The sequence below is a fragment of the Klebsiella sp. K47 genome (genome assembly GCF_051858335.1).
Classification (GTDB): Bacteria; Pseudomonadota; Gammaproteobacteria; order Enterobacterales; family Enterobacteriaceae; genus Klebsiella; species Klebsiella pneumoniae.
The window spans coordinates 1-19211 of record NZ_JBPYUI010000036.1 but is presented as its reverse complement, the minus strand read 5'-3'; the positions used below and the strand labels follow the sequence as shown (position 1 = coordinate 19211).

Sequence of the window (19211 nt, the reverse complement as noted above, 5' to 3'; positions counted from 1 at the left end):
ATGGCCACCGTATTGAAAAAAACCGATGTCGCGATCGTCGGCTTCGGCTGGGTTGGGGCGATCATGGCCAAAGAGCTGACCGAAGCGGGGCTCAACGTCGTCGCGCTGGAGCGCGGCCCGATGCGCGACACCTGGCCGGACGGCGCCTATCCGCAGGTTATTGATGAGCTGACCTACAACATCCGCCGCAAGCTGTTCCAGGATCTGTCGAAAAGCACCGTCACCATCCGGCATAACACCAGCCAACAGGCGGTGCCCTATCGCCAGCTGGCGGCCTTCCTGCCGGGTACCGGCGTGGGCGGCGCCGGGCTGCACTGGTCCGGCGTCCATTTCCGCGTCGATCCCATTGAGCTGCGGATGCGCAGCCACTATGAAGAACGCTACGGCAAAAACTTCATCCCCCAGGATATGATCATCCAGGATTTCGGCGTCACCTACGACGAGCTGGAACCGTTCTTCGATAAAGCGGAAAAAGTATTCGGTACTTCCGGGACCGCCTGGTCGATCAAAGGCAAGGTCGTCGGCAAAGGCCGCGGCGGCAACGCCTTCGCCCCGGACCGCTCGGACGACTTCCCGCTGCCGGCGCAGAAAAACACCTGGTCGGCGCAGCTGTTTGAAAAAGCGGCGCTGGAAGTGGGGTATCACCCCTATAACCTGCCGTCGGCCAACACCTCCGACTCCTATACCAACCCCTACGGCGCGCAGATGGGCCCGTGCAACTTCTGCGGTTTCTGCAGCGGCTACGCCTGCTACATGTACTCTAAAGCCTCGCCGAACGTGAACATTCTGCCGGCGCTGCGCCAGGAAAAACGCTTTGAGCTGCGGACTAACGCCAACGTGCTGAAGGTCAACCTGACCGACGACAAATCCCGCGCCACCGGCGTGACCTACGTCGACGGCCAGGGGCGCGAAATGGAACAGCCGGCGGACCTGGTGATTATCGGCGCCTTCCAGTTCCACAACGTGCACCTGATGCTGCTCTCCGGGATCGGCAAACCGTACAATCCGGAGACCGGCGAAGGGGTGGTAGGGCGTAACTTCGCCTACCAGAACATGACCACCATCAAGGCCATTTTCGACAAAGACACCTATACCAATCCGTTTATCGGCGCGGGCGGCAACGGCGTCGGCGTCGACGACTTCAACGCCGACAACTTCGACCACGGCGCGGCGGGCTTTGTCGGCGGTTCGCCGTTCTGGGTCAACCAGGCCGGGACCAAGCCCATCTCCGGTTTCCCGGTACCGCCGGGCACCCCGGCGTGGGGCAGCAAGTGGAAAGCGGCGGTGGCCGACACCTACACCCATCACCTGTCGATGGATGCCCACGGCGCGCACCAGTCCTATCGGCAGAACTACCTCGATCTTGATCCGAACTACAAAAACGTCTTTGGCCAGCCGCTGCTGCGCATGACCTTCGACTGGCAGGAAAACGACATCAAGATGGCGCAGTTTATGTTCGATAAGATGGTGACGATCGCCAAAGCGATGAAGCCGAAATATATCCTCGGCAGCCCAAAAAACGCCAACAGCCACTTTGATACCACCACCTACCAGACCACCCATATGAACGGTGGGGCGGTGATGGGGGAAGATCCGAAAACCAGCGCCGTTAACCGTTATCTGCAAAGCTGGGACGTGCATAACGTCTTCGTCATCGGCGCCTCCGCGTTCCCGCAGGGGCTGGGCTACAACCCAACCGGCACGGTGGCCGCGCTGGCCTACTGGTCAGCGAAGGCGATCCGTGAGCAGTATCTGAAAAATCCGGGTCCCCTGGTGCAGGCATAAAGGAAGGCAGATGATGAAAATGCAATGGTTATCGGCCCTGGTGCTTGGGGCATTGAGCTGCGCGGCCTTCGCCGAAGAGGCGCCTGCGGACAGCAATCTGATTAAGCAGGGGGAGTATCTGGCGCGGGCGGGGGACTGTGTCGCCTGCCACACCAACGGCAAAGCAGGGAAACCTTTCGCCGGCGGTTTGCCGATGGAGACGCCGATCGGCACCATCTACTCCACCAATATCACGCCGGATAAAGAACACGGCATCGGCGGGTACACCTTCGAAGAGTTCGACGACGCGGTGCGCAAGGGCGTGCGGAAAGACGGTTCCACGCTCTATCCGGCGATGCCGTATCCCTCGTTCGCGCGGATCAGCGAAGCGGACATGCGCGCCATGTACGCCTACTTTATGCACGGCGTGGAGCCGGTGAATGTCGCCAACAAGGACACCGACATCCCATGGCCGCTGTCGATGCGCTGGCCGCTGGCGTTCTGGCGCGGCATCTTCGCCCCGACGCCGAGCGACTTTGTCGCCAACCCGCAGGTTGACCCGGTGCTGGAGCGCGGCCGCTATCTGGTGGAAGGCCTGGGCCACTGCGGCGCCTGTCATACCCCGCGTAGCCTGACGATGCAGGAAAAAGCGCTCAGCGAAAGCGAAGGCGATGATTACCTGGCGGGCAGCAATGCGCCGATTGACGGCTGGGTTGCCTCCAGCCTGCGCGGCGAAAACCGCGACGGTCTGGGGACCTGGAGCGAAGCCGAGCTGGCCGAGTTCCTCAAAACCGGACGTAACGATAAATCGGTGGTCTTCGGCGGCATGAGCGATGTGGTAGAGCACAGTCTGCAGTATCTCTCTGATGACGACATCACCGCCATCGCCCGCTATCTGAAGTCGCTCCCGCCGCGCGGCGGCAAACAGACCCCAGCCCCGGTGGAAGACAGCGTGGCGAAAGATCTGTGGAAGGGTAACGACAGCAAAACCGGCGCCGCGCTGTACGTCGATAACTGCGCCGCCTGCCACCGCACCGACGGCGTAGGCTATAAACGCGCCTTCCCGTCGCTGAAGGGCAATCCGGTGGTGCAGACCGAAGATGCCACTTCGCTTATCCATATCGTTCTGACCGGGAGCACCACGCCGGCGGTGAAAGACGCGGTCTCCAACCTGACCATGCCGTCGTTCGGCTGGCGTCTGGACGACCAGCAGGTGGCGGATGTGGTCAACTTCATCCGCACCAGCTGGGGCAACAACGCGCCGGCGGTCAGCGCCAGCGATGTGGCGAAGGTGCGTACGGAGACTGCGGCGCATGATGAGAAGGCGTTAGGCAACGCCGATATCTCGAAGCTGCCGGGGGCCGGACAGTAACCGTCAGGGTTGCGTCGCCCGCGCGGCGCAACCCATACTTAGCGACGACGTAAAATACTGTCTGAATCAAGGAGTTTGCCTTCATGCTGCATGCAGAGCGACTGACCTGCATCGTTGACGATCGACCGCTGTTTGCGGCGCTGACGCTGTCCCTCGCTGCCGGCGAGCTGCTGCAGATCGCCGGTGATAACGGCGCGGGGAAAACCTCGCTGCTGCGGATCCTCTGCGGCCTGGCGCGCCCGGAAAGCGGGGTGGTGAGCTGGCAGGGCCAGCCGCTGGCGAAGGTCCGGGAGTCATTTCACCGTCAGCTGCTGTGGCTGGGCCATAAACCCGGCGTTAACGCGGCGCTGACCGCCGATGAAAACCTGCGTTTCTTCTTTCCGGCCAGCCGCCTTCAGCAGCGGGAAAGCGCCCTCGCCGCCGTCGGCCTGGCGGGCTATGAAGACCTCCCCTTGAGCCAGCTCTCCGCCGGGCAGCAGCGTCGGGTGGCGCTCACCCGCCTGTGGTTAACCGACGCGCCGCTGTGGATCCTCGATGAGCCGTTCACCGCCCTCGACGCCACGGCGATGGAAACCCTGACCCGTCGCCTGGAGCAGCACGCCCGGCAGGGGGGATGCGCCATCCTCACCACCCACCAGCCGCTGCGGCCGCTGGGCTGTCCGTTGCGCACCCTGCGCCTCGGCGGCGAGGCTGGAGGCGGGCAATGATGCGTGCGCTGTTGGCCCGGGAACTGCGCCTGGCGTGGCGCAGCGGGGCGGAGATCCTCAATCCGCTCTGGTTCTTTCTGATCGTCATCACCCTGTTTCCGTTCGGCGTAGGCGCCGCGCCGCAGCTGCTCGCGCAGATTGCGCCGGGCGTGGTGTGGGTCGCCGCGCTGCTGGCGGCGCTGCTGGTGATGGATCGGTTGTTTCGCGACGACTGGCAGGACGGTTCCCTGGAGCAACTGATGCTCCTGCCGACGCCGCTGGTGGCGGTGGTGCTGGTGAAGGTGGTTGCCCACTGGATGATGAGCGGCCTGCCGCTGCTGATCGTCTCGCCGCTGGCGGCGCTGCTGCTGGGGATGAGTCTGCATGACGCCGGTGTGCTGGCGCTGACCTTGCTGCTCGGCACCCCGACGCTCAGTTTTCTCGGCGCGGTGGGGGTTGGCCTGACGGTCGGCCTGAAGCGCGGCGGCGTCCTGCTGAGCCTGCTGGTGCTGCCGCTGGCGGTGCCGCTGCTGATTTTCGCCACCGCGGCCTGCCAGGCGGCCGCCGCCGAGCTCCCGGTCGGCGGCTATCTGGCGATGCTGGCGGCGTTCTTAACCGCCAGCGCCACCCTGTGTCCGTTCGCCACCGCCGCTGCGCTGCGGCTGACCGTGCGATAACTCGCTGCGCCTGCGGGCGCGGCCATCATAACCGTGTGAGTAAGCGTCTATGTGGAAAGCGTTACATCAACTGGCGATCCCCGAGCGGCTGTACCGCCTGTGCGGATGCTGGATCCCCTGGCTGGCGGCGTTGAGCGCGCTGTTGCTGGTCATCGGCCTGGGGTGGGGCTTTGGCTTCGCCCCCGCGGACTATCAGCAGGGGGAAAGCTACCGGATCATGTACCTTCACGTCCCGGCGGCGATGTGGTCGATGGGGCTGTACCTGGCGATGGCCGTCGCGGCCTTCGTCGGGGTGGTCTGGCAGATCAAAATGGCCGATCTGGCGATCGCCGCCCTGGCGCCGGTGGGGGCGGTCTGCACCCTGGTGGCGCTGGTCAGCGGCGCGGCATGGGGCAAGCCGATGTGGGGGACCTGGTGGATCTGGGACGCCCGTCTGACCTCGGAGCTGGTGCTGCTGTTTCTGTATGCCGGGGTCATCGCCCTGTGGCACGCCTTTGACGACCGGCGGCTGGCCGGGCGCGCGGCCGGGATCCTCGTGCTGGTCGGGGTGGTCAATCTGCCCATCATTCATTACTCGGTCTACTGGTGGAACACCCTGCACCAGGGCTCGACCAACCTGCAGCAAACCATCGACCCAAGCATGCGTCTGCCGCTGCGGATCTGCATCTTTGCCTTCCTCACGCTGTCGGTCACCCTGACCCTGATGCGCCTGCGTAACCTGATCCTGCAACTGGAGCGCCGTCGACCGTGGGTGGTGGCGCTGGTGAATAAAGGAGCCGCCCGATGAGCCCCGCCTTTTCGTCTTTCGCCGCCTTCCTGAATATGGGCGGCTATGCCGTGTACGTCTGGCTGGCGGTGGCCGTGACCGTCGCCGCCTTTGGCCTGCTGACGGTGCATACCCTGTGGGCGCGGCGGGCGCTGTTCCATGAGGTACGACGCCAGCAGGCGCGCGAGCGGCGGATCGCTGCCGCCCGCGAACACGACAAGGAGGCCGCGGATGCAAGCGCGTCGTAAAACCCGGCTGTATATCGTGCTGGCGGTGCTCGCCGGCCTCGGGCTAACCGTCAGCCTGACGCTGTACGCCCTGAGCAGCAATATCGATCTGTTCTACACCCCGGGGGAAATTATCTACGGTAAAACGGAAACCCGGGCGCTACCCCATACCGGGCAGCGCCTGCGGGTGGGGGGCTACGTTCAGCCGGGCTCCCTGCAGCGCGACCCGCAAACTCTCGACGTGCGCTTTAAGCTGTATGACGCCCGCGGGGTGGTGGACGTCAGCTATAAGGGCATTTTGCCGGACCTGTTTCGTGAAGGGCAGGGCGTGGTGGCCCAGGGCGTGCTGGACGGCGAGCGGCATATTACCGCCCAGCAGGTGCTGGCCAAACATGATGAAAATTACACGCCGCCGGAGGTGAAAAACGCCATGACGCCGGAGAAAACGGGGACGCAGCCATGATGCCGGAGCTGGGCAACTTTTTATTGTGTCTGGCGGCGGGGCTGGCGCTGCTCCTGAGCGTCTATCCCCTGTGGGGCGCGGCGCGGCAGGATCGGCGGCTGATGGCCCTGGCGCGGCCGCTGGCCTGTGGGCTATTCGCCTGTATCGGCGGCGCCTTCCTGCTGCTGGTGCACGCCTTTGTGGTCAATGACTTTACCGTCCGCTACGTGGCGGAAAACTCCAACAGCGCGCTGCCGGTGTGGTATCGGGTAGCGGCGACCTGGGGGGCGCACGAGGGCTCGCTGCTGCTGTGGGTTCTGCTGCTCAGCGTCTGGACCTTCGCCGTCGCCATCTTCAGCCGCCGGATGCCGCTCGACGCCGTCGCCCGGGTGCTGGCGGTGATGGGGATGATCGCCTTTGGGTTCCTGCTGTTTATCCTCTTGACCTCCAACCCGTTCAGCCGCGGCCTGCCGCAGTACCCCATTGATGGCCGCGACCTCAATCCGCTGCTGCAGGATATCGGCATGATTTTCCATCCGCCGATCCTCTATATGGGTTACGTCGGCTTCTCGGTGGCTTTCGCCTTCGCCATCGCCTCGCTGCTGGCGGGCCGGCTGGATACTGCCTGGGCGCGCTGGTCGCGTCCCTGGACCCAGGCGGCATGGATGTTCCTCACTCTCGGCATCGTGCTGGGCTCGGCGTGGGCATACTACGAACTGGGCTGGGGCGGCTGGTGGTTCTGGGACCCGGTGGAAAACGCCTCGTTTATGCCGTGGCTGGTGGGAACCGCGCTGCTGCACTCCCTGGCGGTGACCGAAAAGCGGGGCAGCTTCCGCGCCTGGACGGTGCTGCTGGCCATCGCCGCCTTCTCCCTGTGCCTGCTGGGCACCTTCCTGGTGCGCTCCGGGGTGCTGGTTTCGGTGCATGCCTTCGCCTCGGATCCGTCGCGCGGGCTGTTTATTCTGGTACTGCTGATTGTCGCCATCGGCGGGTCGCTGCTGCTGTACGCCCTGAAGGGCGGCCGGGTGCGGGCGCGGGTGGAACATACGCTGTGGTCGCGCGAGTCGTTCCTGCTTGGCAACAATATCTTGCTGATGGCCGCGATGCTGGTGGTGCTCCTCGGGACGCTGCTGCCGCTGGTGCATAAGGAGCTGGGCCTCGGCAGCATCTCCATCGGCGAGCCGTTCTTTAACACCATGTTCACCGCCCTGATGGCGCCGTTTGCGCTGCTGCTGGGGCTGGGACCGCTGATCCGCTGGCGGCGCGATGACGTCGCCAGGCAGATTAAGCGCCTGATTATCGCTCTGCTGGTGACGTTGTCACTTTCTCTGGCGCTGCCGTGGCTGCTGCAGGACCGTATCACCGCCATGGCGGTCATAGGCCTGATGATGGCCCTGTGGGTGCTGATCTTCGCCCTGATGGAGGTTCACGAACGGGCCACCCATCGCCACGGCTTCTGGCGCGGCCTGCGCACTCTGACCCGCAGCCAGTGGGGGATGGTGCTTGGCCACGTCGGCGTGGCGGTGACCGTTATCGGCATCACCTTCAGCCAGAACTACAGCGTGGAGCGCGATGTACGGATGCGCCCCGGCGACAGCATCGATATCCACCTCTATCACTTTGTGTTTAACGGCGTGCGCAATATCGTCGGCCCCAACTGGACCGGCGGCGAAGGCATTATCGCCGTGACCCGCAACGGCCGCCCGGAAGCGACGCTGTATGCCGAGAAACGCTTTTACACCGCCAGCCGGATGATGATGACCGAGGCGGCGATCAGCGGCGGGCTGACCCGCGATCTGTACGCCGCGCTAGGGGAAGAGCTGAGCGACGGCAGCTGGGCGGTGCGTCTGTACTATAAACCGTTCGTTCGCTGGATCTGGTACGGCGGGGTGCTGATGGCCCTCGGCGGTCTGTGCTGCATGCTCGACCCGCGCTACCGGATGCGTAAGAAGCTGCAGGAGGCCTCATGAACCGGAAGCTACTGTTTATCCCGCTGGTGCTGTTTCTGGCGCTGGCCGCCGCGCTGTTCTGGCAACTGATGCGCAACGCCGAGGGCGATGACCCGACGACCCTCGAGTCGGCGCTGATTGGCAAACCGCTGCCGGAATTTCGCCTTGAAGCGCTGAATACCCCCGGTCAGACGCTGGACCGACGGACGCTGATTGACGGCAAGCCGCTGCTGCTCAACGTCTGGGCCACCTGGTGTCCAACCTGTCGCGCCGAGCATCAGTTTCTCAACGGCCTGGCGCAGCAGGGCGTGCGGGTGGTGGGGATGAACTACAAAGACGATCGCCAGAAGGCGATGAGCTGGCTGCAGCGCCTGGGTAATCCCTACAGGCTGAGCCTCTACGACGGCAACGGCATGCTTGGCCTGGATCTCGGGGTCTATGGCGCGCCGGAGACGTTTCTCATCGACGGTCAGGGCATTATCCGCTGGCGGCACGCCGGCGACCTGAACGAACGGGTGTGGCGCGAGGAGCTCCAGCCGCTGTGGGATCAATACAACCGGAGGGCGGGCTGATGAGAGGGGTAATGGTCATCCTGCTGGCGCTGATGCTGACCGGCCAGGCGTGGGCCGCCATCGATACCTGGCAGTTTAAGGATGAGGCCCAGGAGCAGGCCTTCCGCGAGATCACCTCCCAACTGCGCTGCCCTAAATGCCAGAACAACAGCATCGCCGACTCAAACGCGATGATTGCCGCTGATATGCGGCAGAAGGTGTACGAGCTGATGCAGCAGGGTAAAACGAAAGGGCAGATCGTTGACTATATGGTGGCCCGCTACGGTCATTTTGTCAGCTATGAGCCGCCGCTGACCGCGGGCACGGTGCTGCTGTGGCTGGGACCGGGGTTGTTCGTGCTGGCGGGCGCGGGAGTGATTATCGCCCGCGCCCGCCGTCGCGACATTCCTGACGCGGCGCTCAGCGCCGAAGAGCGCCAGCGGCTGGCGGCATTATTGAAAGAAGGAAAAGAACGATGAGCCTGTTGGTGGTTATCGTCGCGCTGCTGCTGGCTGGCGCGCTGGGGCTGCTGTACTTCCCGTGGTCGGGCAAAGGGGCGGTAGACCGCGATGCCCTCAACCGCGCCCTGTACCAGTCGCGCCTGCAGGAGCTGGCGCAGGAGCGCGGCGAGGACAACCCGGCGCTGGTCGTCGAACTGCAGCGCACCCTGCTGACGGATATTCCGCCCCAGGCACAGCCTGGCGAACGGCCGCTACGCCGCTGGGCGCTGCTTCCGGGCGCGCTGCTGCTGGTGGTCCTGAGTCTGGGCCTGTATCTGAAAACCAGCGATATTGGTCAGGTGCTGCTCTGGCAGCAGGCTGAACGACATTTTCCTGCGCTGTTGCAGCAGGTTAAGGACCCGACGGCGGCGCCGCTGCGAATGGATGAGCTGGCGGAGCTGCGGCTTGGCCTGCGCAGTCACCTGCAGGATACCCCGAACGACCTCGCCGGCTGGCAGCTGCTTGGGCGGCTGGGCCTGTTGTTAAACGATGGCGAGACGGCGATCGGCGCCTTTGGCCGGGCGCATGCTCTGGCGGCGGACGACCCGGCGGCGGCTTTCGATTACGCCAGCGCGCTGGTGCGGGCGGGAGATAGCGGCCAGGTTCGGATGGGCGAGCTGCTGCTGCGTGACCTGCATCAGCGGCAGCCGAACAGCCTGCCGGTGCTGGAGATGCTGGCCCTGAGCGCGGTGCGTAATGAAGATTACCCCGAGGCCGTGGCGGCCCTGCAGGCGTTGCTGGCCCGGCTACCGGAAGGGGATGCGCGGCGCGAGGCGATCGTTCGCCAGCTGGCACAGGCGCAACAGCAGGCGCAGTGACTGTCCGGCGGCGCTGAACGTGGGGTCTGCCGCGAGGGCGGTACGGTCAGCCCTGGTTTTGTAGGCCGGGTAAGGCGCAGCCGCCACCCGGCACCCGGCACAAAATCGGCTCCGTGCCCGCTGTCCTTGCCCGGCGGCGCTACGCTTGCGCGGGCCTACGAAGGGCGCGAATAGAGCGCCAAATCGCGGGTAGCCTTTGTAGGCCGGGTAAGCGAAGCGCCACCCGGCAATATGTTGGGCTCGGAGCCTGATTTCTTGCCGGCGGTGGTGGAGACTATTATTGGTTTCCTGGTTCTCAGCCCGGGAAAGCGTTTCTCACGCGTGACTTCAGCGTACTCTTTGCTCCCGCTTCGTGGTGCTGCACCTGGTTCTCCGTGGCGCAGGGAGCGTCATGGAACGGCAACGACTGCCGTACGGTTCTCTCTCCCTCCGGAAGAAGGCCTGGGTGAGGGAAAGCACTGCCGGGAAGTCTTTTATGTTATCTGTGGCTTCAGCGTATTTTGCGCTCCCGGTTAATCTTCTGCGTTATGCCTGGCATGGCGCAGGGAGCGCACAGGGGGCGGCCAGTCGCCGCCGCCCCCTGTACCCCCGGGCTCCGGCCAGCAAAATCGCCGCTGCGCGGTCCCTTCGACTTATCCCTGCAGGCTTCGGGTCGGGCCGAGGCAGCGTCCGTGCAAAACACGGCCCTCAGCCCGCATCCATGCGGGCTGCCCCGGCCTTCCGGGAACGTCTCAGCGATTTTGAGGCCGCAACACCGGCAGTTTCAGCAACAATGGTGAATAAATTAACGACAAGTCGCACGGACCGTAGGCCGGGTAAGTCGCAGCCGCCACCCGGCACAAAAGCGGCTCCGCACCCGCTGCCCTTGCCCGGCGGCGCTACGCTTGCGCGGGCCAACGAAGGGCGCGAATTGAGCGCCAAATCACCGGGCCGGGTAAGGCGTAGCTGTCACCAGGCAGAATAACGGCACAACAGCGTAGCCCGGATTAGGCGCCATGCGCCGCCATCCGGGATTTTCTCTGCTGGCGCTGTCATGCCGCTGACGCGGCTTTCAGAAGCCTCTCGATGTTGTAAGTGTACGAATGCTATTCCAGAATTTCATGTCTGCTGTGTGCCAGGAGCGGACGTTGCCGCCTCACTCAAATTTGATGGGTATGCTTTAGAATTTTTATGGTAGATGTAAATGGTTCGCAGAATAAAACGTACAAGGAAAAGGTATGAAGATCAGACTTGCTGTGCCTGTGGAGGCAGAAGAATGCTGGAACATTCGAAATCAGGCTATACGTTACGGATGTAAGAGTAGTTATGATGATGCGGTTATTGCAGCCTGGACACCGGAAAAAATGCCTGAGAGCTACAGGAACGCCATTGTAGTGAATCCTTTTTTCGTTGTTGCTGCCCCTGATGGCAGACTGTTAGCTACAGGCTATCTTGATCTATCTACAGGAAGTATTGAGGCTGTATTTACGCTACCTCAATATACAGGTAAAGGTTTAGGTAGTCAGATTATTGAAGCCATCAAAAGTGAAGCTCGTGGACGTGGTTTTGAGCAATTGACTTTGTCCTCAACACCTAATGCCCAGACTTTTTATGAGAAACATGGTTTCAAACTTATGCAGGAAAGCATGTATCCCTCTGCCTTGGCGCAGGCTGAACTGCGCTGCATGGAAATGTCTATAAATCTCCTGGGATAGTGGTTCGCTGTCTAATCGCAATGATCAATATGCCCAGTTACCACTGCAGGTAGATCTTAAAAGCTTCAAAATTAACGTCCGCTCTTTGCACCGCCCGGACCTTGCTGAGCATGAATTTCTTCTGTGCTCAAGTGTGGAAGTGGCTAACAACATTCTGTATGAATCGCAATGTGGAGTGTGCCAAAGGAGCCAAGCTGGCAATCAGGCAGAGCATGAGATTACGCTAGGGACTAAGTTAATCAATCCTGCCATCGCAACACTAGATTAGCGTCAAGAAACGCTTTAGATTGCCGACATATACATTTAGCGTTATTCCTGAAAATAAACAAAATGGATTGAGCCGAATGAAAAAACTTTCACTTCTTGTTCCACTGGTGTTTACTGCGCCGGTACAGGCTTCTGAAGTCACGGTAGGTCAGATTTGCAAGGCGGCTTCTGCTGCGATGTTTGGCCGTGACCATAAGATCATGCAACTGGATAAAGTGGAATCAGGTATTGCCTACGTACATTATATCCGACAGAACGATGGCACCCGTTGGGCAATAAAGTGTAAACTTATAGGTGATCAGGTTATGTGGGCATCTGATAACCCTGACATCACCGGTCGCTGGCGGGATGATCCTGCGGACAGTACAGTCAAATATTCTATTGATGGTAAAAAAATAATTATTACCGAGCTCTATACTGACGGTTCCAGTACCACGAACTCTTATCCCATGATGCAGCTAAAATGACTTTGACCTGCTCTCCGTTGATTACGACACCTCAATGTTAGTAACGTAGTTGTGGGCGTGGCAAACTTCCGCTCCTCGCTCATGGCGGACCTTTGGCTCATCTGGTTTGTCCGCTCAATGCCAGGAGCAGGAAGAGCTGGCATCACTATGTAACACTCAACGCGGCGCGAGCCAGTCAGTCAGCTTGCGAGTTTTTGTAGGCCGGGTAAGGCGCAGCCGCCACCCGGCAAAAAAACGGAACAAGAGCAGCCCAACAACCTAGCCGGTATAAGGCGTCACGCACCGCTATCCGGGATCCTCCCTGCTGGCGCTATGTTCAGCCGCTTCCGGGTTAAGTTCCCCGGTGTCGCAGAAATGACTGAAGAATCTCCCCCTTAGCATCAGCAGCAAGCTGCCGCTAAGCCCGCGGAGAACACCCTCTTAACGTCGCAACCGCGGTAGATCCCGAACACAGAAGTCAAAAAGGATTAGCTGAACGTCTTCAGCGCGGGACGCGAATAAATGCTAATCACTTGAGGGTGTTAGCTCGGTCATGTTCCCCGACGAACCGGATAGCGCTGCTGGCAGCTGGCAAAAGAATCGTTGATATAGTCGCTCAGCTCCCACTAGTCCTGATAGCGAAACGACCCCGGGAATGGATGTGGTACGAAGCGCCTGGTAAGTAGGTCAAAGGGATTGCAGCTGAAGACGCGGTATTCACTGATCATTTCATCTGGTAGCCTGTCACTCGCACCGTTGGTAACGTGAAGAATCATGGTTAATTTTGGAATTCGGACGATTTATGCAAGCTATCAGACTATTCACCCTGATTCTGCCATTGTTCCTGGCACTCTGCGCCGGTATACCGGCCAGCGCCAGCACACCTTCAGGCAGCATTTCCTCTGCAAAGACAGCAATTACCACTCATGATAATAACGGAAACCTCCTGCCGAATGCTCTGCGGATTCAGTATGATGTTGATTCAGATGGTAGAGTTCAGAATGTTAAGATACTGGAATCGACAACGACTCCGGAGTTTGAACATAAAATCATCGAGAAAATGATGAGTAAATGGCGCTTTGAAAAGGGGAAACCGGGAATAGCTAAAAGAGTAGTCGTCATGATCCAACCCAAATCAGCCGGCGGTCCCGCGAATAAGCAGTAAGCACTTTTGAGGATTAGTTGCCTGACGCATCATCTACGCCGGTAAAGTCCCTTGGGTGCCATGAGCAGACCTTTTAAAGGCTCATAGAAAAAACAAGCGGAGTGTTCGCCTGTTAATTTTACATCCTGGCTTTAATTATGGATTATGGAATTCTATATGTTCTGAAAAGGATCTATCCATGAGTGTCCTCTTTCCACCCAGGCTGGCTCCAGGAGATGTTATTGGTGTAACCGCTCCCTCTGCTGGCGTACCTGAACATCTGCATCCCAGACTGGAACTCGCCATAAAAAACCTAAAGAAAAGAGGTTACCAGGTCCGCGAAGGACGCTGCTTACGCTTGCAGCACAAAAATAAAAGCGCCACTAAATTTTCCCGCGTTGAAGAATTAATGTCTTATCTTACTGACCCAGATATAAAAGCTGTTATGCCACCTTGGGGCGGTGATCTGGCGATGGAATTGCTTGATTTGATTGATTTTGATCTGTTGTCCCGGTCTAAACCAAAATGGTTTGTGGGCTTTTCAGATCTGAGTACACTTCATTTCCCACTGACGATGATATCGGGCTGGGCTACTTTGCATGGGCCAAACCTCATGGATCTTGGCGCTCAAAAGTTAGATGCCACCACTCAGGCCGTATGGGAAATTCTGGAATCGAATCGGGGAACTGTAATCAAACAGTACTCTTCAACAGCATTTCAAGCGGATGAAAATCAATGGGGAACAGCGTCAGACGGAGGTTTCAATCTGACCCAAAAAACACAGTGGAAACGCCTTGATGGTGTTACATCTTCTCTGACATTTAGCGGGAAACTGATCGGCGGCTGCCTCGAAATAATATCCAGGTTAGCAGGTACACCATTCGGGAATGTGCCCTTGTTCAAGGCGAGCAATAGCCCTCAAGGAATAATCCTCTATTTTGAAAATGTGGAAATGGCTCCCTGTGAATTAACACGCGCATTATTTAGCTTACGATTACAGGGTTGGTTTGATAACTTAAATGGTGTTCTTATCGGCAGAAGTGCTGCACCCGACGTAAGCGACCCGACTAAACATAATTATCTGGATGCCCTTAAAGCCGCTTTTGAGAATATTGCCGTGCCCGTACTGTATGATGTTGATATTGGCCACATACCTCCTCAAATATCCCTGGTCAATGGAGCCGATGCGACGGTATTTTTCGCTGAAAATGGTAGCTGGGTAACTCAGCAGTTGTAGATAAGGCATTATTAATAATAAAGGCGGGCCTTGCTGTTCTTTTGCACTGAAGATCCGCTCTTCGTTCAGAGCGGATCTTCAGTGCAGTTAACTTTTCCGATTCGTGCAAGGCGCGGACAATGGTCCGGATTAATTTCTGTTAATAAAGAAGCAAGTCGGTCCATATACTCTCCATAATTTGCAAAAAATAAATCAACAAACCTCTGTCAGAATTTCCTTTCTGAACCGGAGGCGTTATGAACAAAATAAACTATCAAATCAAATACATTGAATATTTGTTGAGAAAATGCAGAACAATTTTGACTAATGACATTTCATTTCATGCAGACAGGTTAAGAGAAATATCTGGCACATATCCGGATTTACTTAACCCTGTAACGCTTAATGAGAAAATCTGCCATCGCATTTTATTTATCCACAACCCATTTTATACAATGCTTGCTGATAAACTTCTGGTCAGGGAGTATGTTGAGAAACGGACTAATTTAATCAAGCTTATTCCTTTAGTAGGTGTTTATAACAGAGTTGATGATATTGATTTCGACAAACTTCCCTCAAAATTTGTTTTGAAATGCAATCATGATAGTGGTAGCGCGGTCATATGCACGGATAAAACGAATATTGATCCCGCTAAGGTTAAAAGCAAATTAAAACTATCTCTTAAAAAGAACATGTATTATACGACCCGAGAATGGCAGTATAAAAACATACCACCCGTGATCCTATGCGAAATGTATCTGGATCTATTTTCCAGTAAACACCGGAATATAACTCCGGAAATGATAAGAATACATTGCTTTCACGGTGTGGCATGTTTTATCGAGGCCGACTTTACTGACAGCGATGGAAACGAATTCATTAACGTTTATGACAGAGCGTGGAATTTACAACCCTTTCAGATGGAATACCCAAACACGCCATTGCCGGTTGATGAACCAGAATCATTTCATAAATCCGTTATTGCCGCCCAGGACTTAGCAAAAGAAATAGACTACTGCCGCGTCGATCTTATGCTAAAAGGAGATGATATCTATTTCAGCGAAATAACATTAAGCCCCAAAAGAGGCAAACTTAAAATCACCCCATCAATTTGGGACGCAAAACTCGGCAGTATGTGGGATCTGTCTCTTGCTAAAACAGGTTCGATCGAGCCTGTGTATTCATGCCCTTAAACAGGCCATGAGAGTTTGAAAAGTGAGCCATTTTCTGGTGTTAAACTATAGCTAACGTCTCCGCCGTGGGCGCACATAATGGCTTTAACTACCGACAACCCTAAGCCACAACCCTCTGGATTAATATTTTTGGCGTATTCTCCTCGCTGAAAAGGCTGGAATAAGGACTTCTGGAGTTCTTCAGGAATTCCAGGTCCTTGGTCCTGAACGATAATAAAATTATCGTTTCCTGCAATACCATTCTTTATTAACAGCGTTTGTGATGTGGAATATTTTAAGGCATTGTCAAAAAGAACGGTGAGGCACTGAATAATGCGTAAGGGATCGCAAACGCAATACTGATGGTTAATCTCAGTGACAATTTTGAAATGCTTTTTATCAAAGTCCGGCCAAAAGGTATCAAGCGCATTTGAAATCGTGGCCTTGAGATCGACTTCACTCAGCATCAAGGAGTACCCAGCGCCTCCTGACGAACTCACGACGCGGAGATCCTCAATTAAGTTGGTCAGACCTTCAGTTTGTTTAAGAAGGTTCCTGAATAACGACGGTTCTGGTTCGAAAACGCCATCAACCAGTCCCTGAAGCCTCCCACGTAAGATAGTCACCGGCGTCCGGAGTTCATGAGCAATTGCAGCATTCCATAAATTTCGCTGCGCATCCAGCGTCTGTAACTTTTCAGCCATCTCATTAAAGTCATTGACGAGCCTATTCATCTCTCCCAACTTAGAACTGCTGTTAAATGCTCTGGCACTAAGGTTTCCCTGAGAGATTTGTTTCAGGCTGTATGCGACGTCATTCAGTGGGTTGAATATTCTTGCAGACAGCTTTACGGTAAAGAAAAGTGCAACGACCAGACTGGTAACGGACGCCATCAGAATCCACATCCAGTCAAGGAATGTCATAGCATCTTCACTGCCTTCGTTCATTCCACCCGGCAGGTAATAAATCAGGAAACTATAAAATAAGTAGGAACCGAGTATTGCAATGGCAATAATAACAAACGTTAACAACAACATATATGTCAAAATCTGACGGCTCAGAATCGTTTCTTTGTTCATTTTTTGTCACCCAACCGGTAGCCTAATCCTCGGATGCTTTCCGGAATGCCCTTCAATCCGGCATGTTCAAGCTTTTTCCGAAGTTTACTCATATGACTGTCTACAGTACGATCCAGCGAGTCTCCCTCAGGTAAACACGCATCGAGTAACTCTTCACGTGAACAGACTTTTCTCGGGTTTCTCGCCAGATAGGTTAAAAGCTTAAACTCAGTGGTGGTTAATACTGGCGTGGAAACCTCACCTTGTGCAGTGATTTCAACGTAAAACTCATCAGGATAAATCGTTAAAAAAGGCGTTCTTAAAGGCCGTGAATGTGTAGACTCTGCAACCGGTCTGGTTCTGCGAAGCACAGCTTCAACCCGGGCAATAACCTCAGATGGATTGAAGGGTTTTATCACATAGTCGTCAGCCCCGAGCCGTAGCCCCATCAGTTTATCAACGTCTTGATCCAGTGCTGTCACCATGATGACCGGTACATTCGTTTCCTTTCTTAACGTGGTGAGAACATTCCAGCCATCGTACACGGGCAGGTGGATGTCCAATAGCAGGAGATCAGGCTTGTTCAGACGGGTAAGATTGATTGCCTGCTCACCGTCTTCGGCTCTTAAGGTTTTCATACCTGCCTTACGTAAATAGCCTGTCAGTATGGCAGCGATGTCATCATCGTCTTCTGCGACGATAATCAGATTGTTGTTGTTCATATTTTCTTCCACAGTGCTGATGACAACATGCATTTTACCCTGAAAGCACTTTTATCGTCATGCTTAAAGCTCTTTAACTCAATTACAAACATAAATTTTCAATTTGATGTCTTTTGACAGGTACTTTTTGGAAAAGTTCATCAAGAAATTTTCTTAAAATTTTACCAGACTCACTCTCCATATTCACTACACATTTTATAAATAATTAATCAACATCGCTAAGTGATAATCTACAACCAGGTTAAGTGGTGCATGCAATATGTACTTTGTCTAAGGAGTTTTATGGTGCTGACTAAATGTTTTTTCCGGCGCGAGAATTTGATGGCCTCACTTTTATTTTGCATCGTTTCATATGGGTTGCTATCTACCTGGCTTTACCTTGTGCATTCAATTAATGAAAAAGTAGAATCAACATTACCCTCATCTTTACTGATTCGTGTTTTGATAATCATTACAGCATTATCATTTATTATTCAGAAAAAACCTGGAGTTTTTAAAAACTTCATTGCAATAACATTCGGTCTGGTTTTAGTGTTTATACACACCATCATTGTATTACATCTGCTTTTGAATACTTTTCCAGATATCTATGATTTTGTTTTTTATTATGAATTTTTTTTAATGGTTTTCTTTTGCGGACTACCTTTATGTTTATGTATAAGAATGGTTTGATATTATGCAATGTCAATATGATACATAACCTCAGGAGTGAGTACACATATCCTCCATAAAACATCCATTCACGATTGACATCATCACGTTACACTTAGCACATGGATTTATGACTGCTCTGTTCTGCTGTCTCGTTTCACTTAGCTGACATAATAAACCAACTGCAGAACCCTTTACACACAGATGTTTAATATAATTTATCATGATTTATAAAGGCAACGACAAACCTATGGCCCCCGGGGTTGCTATCTCACTTAAGAGACTTGCCTGGCGGCACAGAAAGAAATTGTGCATTACTTTCATGCTGGTTATTGCTGAAAACGTTGCATTCCTGCTCTACCCCGTTCTGGCGGGCATGGCGATAAATGCCATCCTGGGCGGACAGACGTCACATGCGGCCCTTTATGGCCTGATGGTTCTGTTCATGTGGTGCATGGGAGCCGCCAGACGTAGTGTCGATACGCGAACGTTTGCACGTATCTACGCAAGTCTTGCTGTGACTGTAGTATTATCCCAGCGAAAATATTCACTTAATCACTCGACTATTGCTGCGAGAGTCACTCTGTCGCGTGAATTTGTAGATTTCTTCGAGTTGCACCTTCCCGTATTGATCACCTCGATCATTTCCCTTTTCGGCGCAGCAATTATGCTGTTATGGATTGAATTCTGGACAGGTATAGCCTGTTTGATCATCGTGGCAATACTGATGTGTTTTGTCTCAAGCTATGCCAGCAAAAATGAGACATTCTAAAGACGGCTGAATAATCGCCTTGAGAAAGAGGTCGATTATGTTAATAAGGCGTCTTTTGGTGCTCTTAAGCGACATTATGACACACTTGCTCGTCTGCGCGTGGTGTTATCCGACAGAGAGGCATGGGGATATTTATCAATAGGCCTTCTGGTTTCTGCTCTCTTTTCCATGACCATTATCAGGATGAGCATGGAATCCGGAATTAATGCCGGACATATTTATTCCGTCATGACCTATATGTGGATGTTTGCAACAAGCCTTGGGCTTTGTTGAATAAATCAGATTTCGGGTAAGTCTCCCCCGTAGCGGGTTGTGTT

Annotated in this window: 19 protein-coding genes and 1 pseudogene; 18 read left to right on the top strand and 2 right to left on the bottom strand. The window is 55.4% G+C overall.

From position 1 onward, the window contains the following. The 16 genes from RRF55_RS24400 (at position 1) to RRF55_RS24325 (ending at position 15712) form a co-directional block, all read left to right on the top strand. Positions 1-1785 carry a GMC family oxidoreductase gene (locus RRF55_RS24400; protein WP_032415095.1) on the top strand — a complete coding sequence of 595 codons (1785 nt, stop codon included), beginning with the start codon at positions 1-3 and terminating at the stop codon, positions 1783-1785. Between the two features lie 10 nt (positions 1786-1795). Next, entirely contained in the window at positions 1796-3136 is a 1341-nt protein-coding gene (locus RRF55_RS24395) for a c-type cytochrome (protein ID WP_072198173.1), read from the top strand. 83 nt (positions 3137-3219) lie between these two features. Further along, positions 3220-3843 (top strand): cytochrome c biogenesis heme-transporting ATPase CcmA, encoded by a 624-nt coding sequence (gene ccmA, locus RRF55_RS24390; protein WP_004184335.1) that lies wholly within the window; start codon positions 3220-3222, stop codon positions 3841-3843. Further along, a complete protein-coding gene (ccmB, locus tag RRF55_RS24385; RefSeq protein WP_004898742.1) occupies positions 3840-4499 on the top strand; it encodes a heme exporter protein CcmB in 660 nt (219 codons plus the stop codon). The genes ccmA and ccmB overlap by 4 nt, the downstream gene beginning before the upstream one ends. A 49-nt stretch (positions 4500-4548) precedes the next feature. Continuing rightward, the gene (locus tag RRF55_RS24380) at positions 4549-5286 is read left to right on the top strand and encodes a heme ABC transporter permease (RefSeq protein ID WP_002908223.1); all 738 of its coding nucleotides are present in this window, start codon (positions 4549-4551) and stop codon (positions 5284-5286) included. Continuing rightward, positions 5283-5513: a heme exporter protein CcmD gene (ccmD, locus tag RRF55_RS24375; protein WP_004143390.1), complete on the top strand. Its 231-nt coding sequence runs from the start codon at positions 5283-5285 to the stop codon at positions 5511-5513. Before RRF55_RS24380 ends, ccmD begins: the two co-directional genes overlap by 4 nt. Then, entirely contained in the window at positions 5497-5955 is a 459-nt protein-coding gene (gene ccmE / locus RRF55_RS24370) for a cytochrome c maturation protein CcmE (protein ID WP_004180275.1), read from the top strand. The genes ccmD and ccmE overlap by 17 nt, the downstream gene beginning before the upstream one ends. Then, positions 5952-7904, top strand: a complete 1953-nt coding sequence (locus RRF55_RS24365) for a heme lyase CcmF/NrfE family subunit (RefSeq protein ID WP_032415094.1) — start codon at positions 5952-5954, stop codon at positions 7902-7904. Before ccmE ends, RRF55_RS24365 begins: the two co-directional genes overlap by 4 nt. Next, entirely contained in the window at positions 7901-8455 is a 555-nt protein-coding gene (locus tag RRF55_RS24360) for a DsbE family thiol:disulfide interchange protein (RefSeq protein WP_004189556.1), read from the top strand. Before RRF55_RS24365 ends, RRF55_RS24360 begins: the two co-directional genes overlap by 4 nt. A gap of 11 nt (positions 8456-8466) precedes the next feature. Next, positions 8467-8913, top strand: coding sequence for a cytochrome c-type biogenesis protein (locus RRF55_RS24355; RefSeq protein WP_014599186.1), 447 nt, complete (start codon positions 8467-8469; stop codon positions 8911-8913). Continuing rightward, complete coding sequence (gene ccmI, locus RRF55_RS24350; RefSeq protein WP_004189559.1) at positions 8910-9752, top strand: c-type cytochrome biogenesis protein CcmI; 843 nt, start codon at positions 8910-8912, stop codon at positions 9750-9752. Before RRF55_RS24355 ends, ccmI begins: the two co-directional genes overlap by 4 nt. 1217 nt (positions 9753-10969) lie before the next feature. Beyond that, positions 10970-11446 carry a GNAT family N-acetyltransferase gene (locus RRF55_RS24345; protein WP_004189563.1) on the top strand — a complete coding sequence of 159 codons (477 nt, stop codon included), beginning with the start codon at positions 10970-10972 and terminating at the stop codon, positions 11444-11446. A gap of 344 nt (positions 11447-11790) precedes the next feature. Further along, entirely contained in the window at positions 11791-12180 is a 390-nt protein-coding gene (locus RRF55_RS24340) for a hypothetical protein (RefSeq protein ID WP_023287730.1), read from the top strand. 781 nt (positions 12181-12961) lie between these two features. After that, on the top strand, positions 12962-13324 hold the full coding sequence (locus RRF55_RS24335) for a TonB family protein (protein ID WP_023287729.1): 363 nt from the start codon (positions 12962-12964) through the stop codon (positions 13322-13324). A 178-nt stretch (positions 13325-13502) separates the two neighbouring features. Beyond that, positions 13503-14540: a S66 family peptidase gene (locus RRF55_RS24330; protein WP_004898730.1), complete on the top strand. Its 1038-nt coding sequence runs from the start codon at positions 13503-13505 to the stop codon at positions 14538-14540. A 236-nt stretch (positions 14541-14776) separates the two neighbouring features. Then, entirely contained in the window at positions 14777-15712 is a 936-nt protein-coding gene (locus RRF55_RS24325; protein WP_021469713.1) for an ATP-grasp fold amidoligase family protein, read from the top strand. On the opposite strand, the gene ccrB is transcribed toward RRF55_RS24325, so the two are convergent. Both ccrB and RRF55_RS24315 read right to left on the bottom strand, forming a co-directional pair. Next, positions 15709-16770, bottom strand: coding sequence for a HAMP domain-containing histidine kinase CrrB (gene ccrB, locus RRF55_RS24320; protein WP_004898723.1), 1062 nt, complete (start codon positions 16768-16770; stop codon positions 15709-15711). The two genes, RRF55_RS24325 and ccrB, sit on opposite strands and share 4 nt — an antisense overlap. Further along, positions 16767-17471 (bottom strand): response regulator, encoded by a 705-nt coding sequence (locus RRF55_RS24315; protein WP_004151175.1) that lies wholly within the window; start codon positions 17469-17471, stop codon positions 16767-16769. Before RRF55_RS24315 ends, ccrB begins: the two co-directional genes overlap by 4 nt. 282 nt (positions 17472-17753) lie before the next feature. Between RRF55_RS24315 and crrC the strand changes: the two genes are divergently transcribed. Continuing rightward, entirely contained in the window at positions 17754-18143 is a 390-nt protein-coding gene (gene crrC, locus RRF55_RS24310) for a colistin resistant protein CrrC (protein ID WP_004219658.1), read from the top strand. Positions 18144-18372: 229 nt separating this feature from the next. After that, positions 18373-19155, top strand: a pseudogene (locus RRF55_RS24305) (ABC transporter six-transmembrane domain-containing protein); the annotation flags it as partial. Positions 19156-19211: the final 56 nt, after the last annotated feature.

Coding starts and splice junctions, on each gene's coding strand:
- ccmA (WP_004184335.1), top strand. CDS start 3,220: ATGCTGCATGCAGAGCGACTGACCTGCATCGTTGACGATCGACCGCTG.
- RRF55_RS24400 (WP_032415095.1), top strand. CDS start 1: ATGGCCACCGTATTGAAAAAAACCGATGTCGCGATCGTCGGCTTCGGC.
- RRF55_RS24335 (WP_023287729.1), top strand. CDS start 12,962: ATGCAAGCTATCAGACTATTCACCCTGATTCTGCCATTGTTCCTGGCA.
- RRF55_RS24330 (WP_004898730.1), top strand. CDS start 13,503: ATGAGTGTCCTCTTTCCACCCAGGCTGGCTCCAGGAGATGTTATTGGT.
- RRF55_RS24365 (WP_032415094.1), top strand. CDS start 5,952: ATGATGCCGGAGCTGGGCAACTTTTTATTGTGTCTGGCGGCGGGGCTG.
- RRF55_RS24325 (WP_021469713.1), top strand. CDS start 14,777: ATGAACAAAATAAACTATCAAATCAAATACATTGAATATTTGTTGAGA.
- RRF55_RS24345 (WP_004189563.1), top strand. CDS start 10,970: ATGAAGATCAGACTTGCTGTGCCTGTGGAGGCAGAAGAATGCTGGAAC.
- ccrB (WP_004898723.1), bottom strand. CDS start 16,770: ATGAACAAAGAAACGATTCTGAGCCGTCAGATTTTGACATATATGTTG.
- RRF55_RS24380 (WP_002908223.1), top strand. CDS start 4,549: ATGTGGAAAGCGTTACATCAACTGGCGATCCCCGAGCGGCTGTACCGC.
- RRF55_RS24355 (WP_014599186.1), top strand. CDS start 8,467: ATGGTCATCCTGCTGGCGCTGATGCTGACCGGCCAGGCGTGGGCCGCC.
- ccmD (WP_004143390.1), top strand. CDS start 5,283: ATGAGCCCCGCCTTTTCGTCTTTCGCCGCCTTCCTGAATATGGGCGGC.
- ccmE (WP_004180275.1), top strand. CDS start 5,497: ATGCAAGCGCGTCGTAAAACCCGGCTGTATATCGTGCTGGCGGTGCTC.
- RRF55_RS24360 (WP_004189556.1), top strand. CDS start 7,901: ATGAACCGGAAGCTACTGTTTATCCCGCTGGTGCTGTTTCTGGCGCTG.
- RRF55_RS24340 (WP_023287730.1), top strand. CDS start 11,791: ATGAAAAAACTTTCACTTCTTGTTCCACTGGTGTTTACTGCGCCGGTA.
- RRF55_RS24315 (WP_004151175.1), bottom strand. CDS start 17,471: ATGAACAACAACAATCTGATTATCGTCGCAGAAGACGATGATGACATC.
- crrC (WP_004219658.1), top strand. CDS start 17,754: ATGGTGCTGACTAAATGTTTTTTCCGGCGCGAGAATTTGATGGCCTCA.
- ccmB (WP_004898742.1), top strand. CDS start 3,840: ATGATGCGTGCGCTGTTGGCCCGGGAACTGCGCCTGGCGTGGCGCAGC.
- ccmI (WP_004189559.1), top strand. CDS start 8,910: ATGAGCCTGTTGGTGGTTATCGTCGCGCTGCTGCTGGCTGGCGCGCTG.
- RRF55_RS24395 (WP_072198173.1), top strand. CDS start 1,796: ATGATGAAAATGCAATGGTTATCGGCCCTGGTGCTTGGGGCATTGAGC.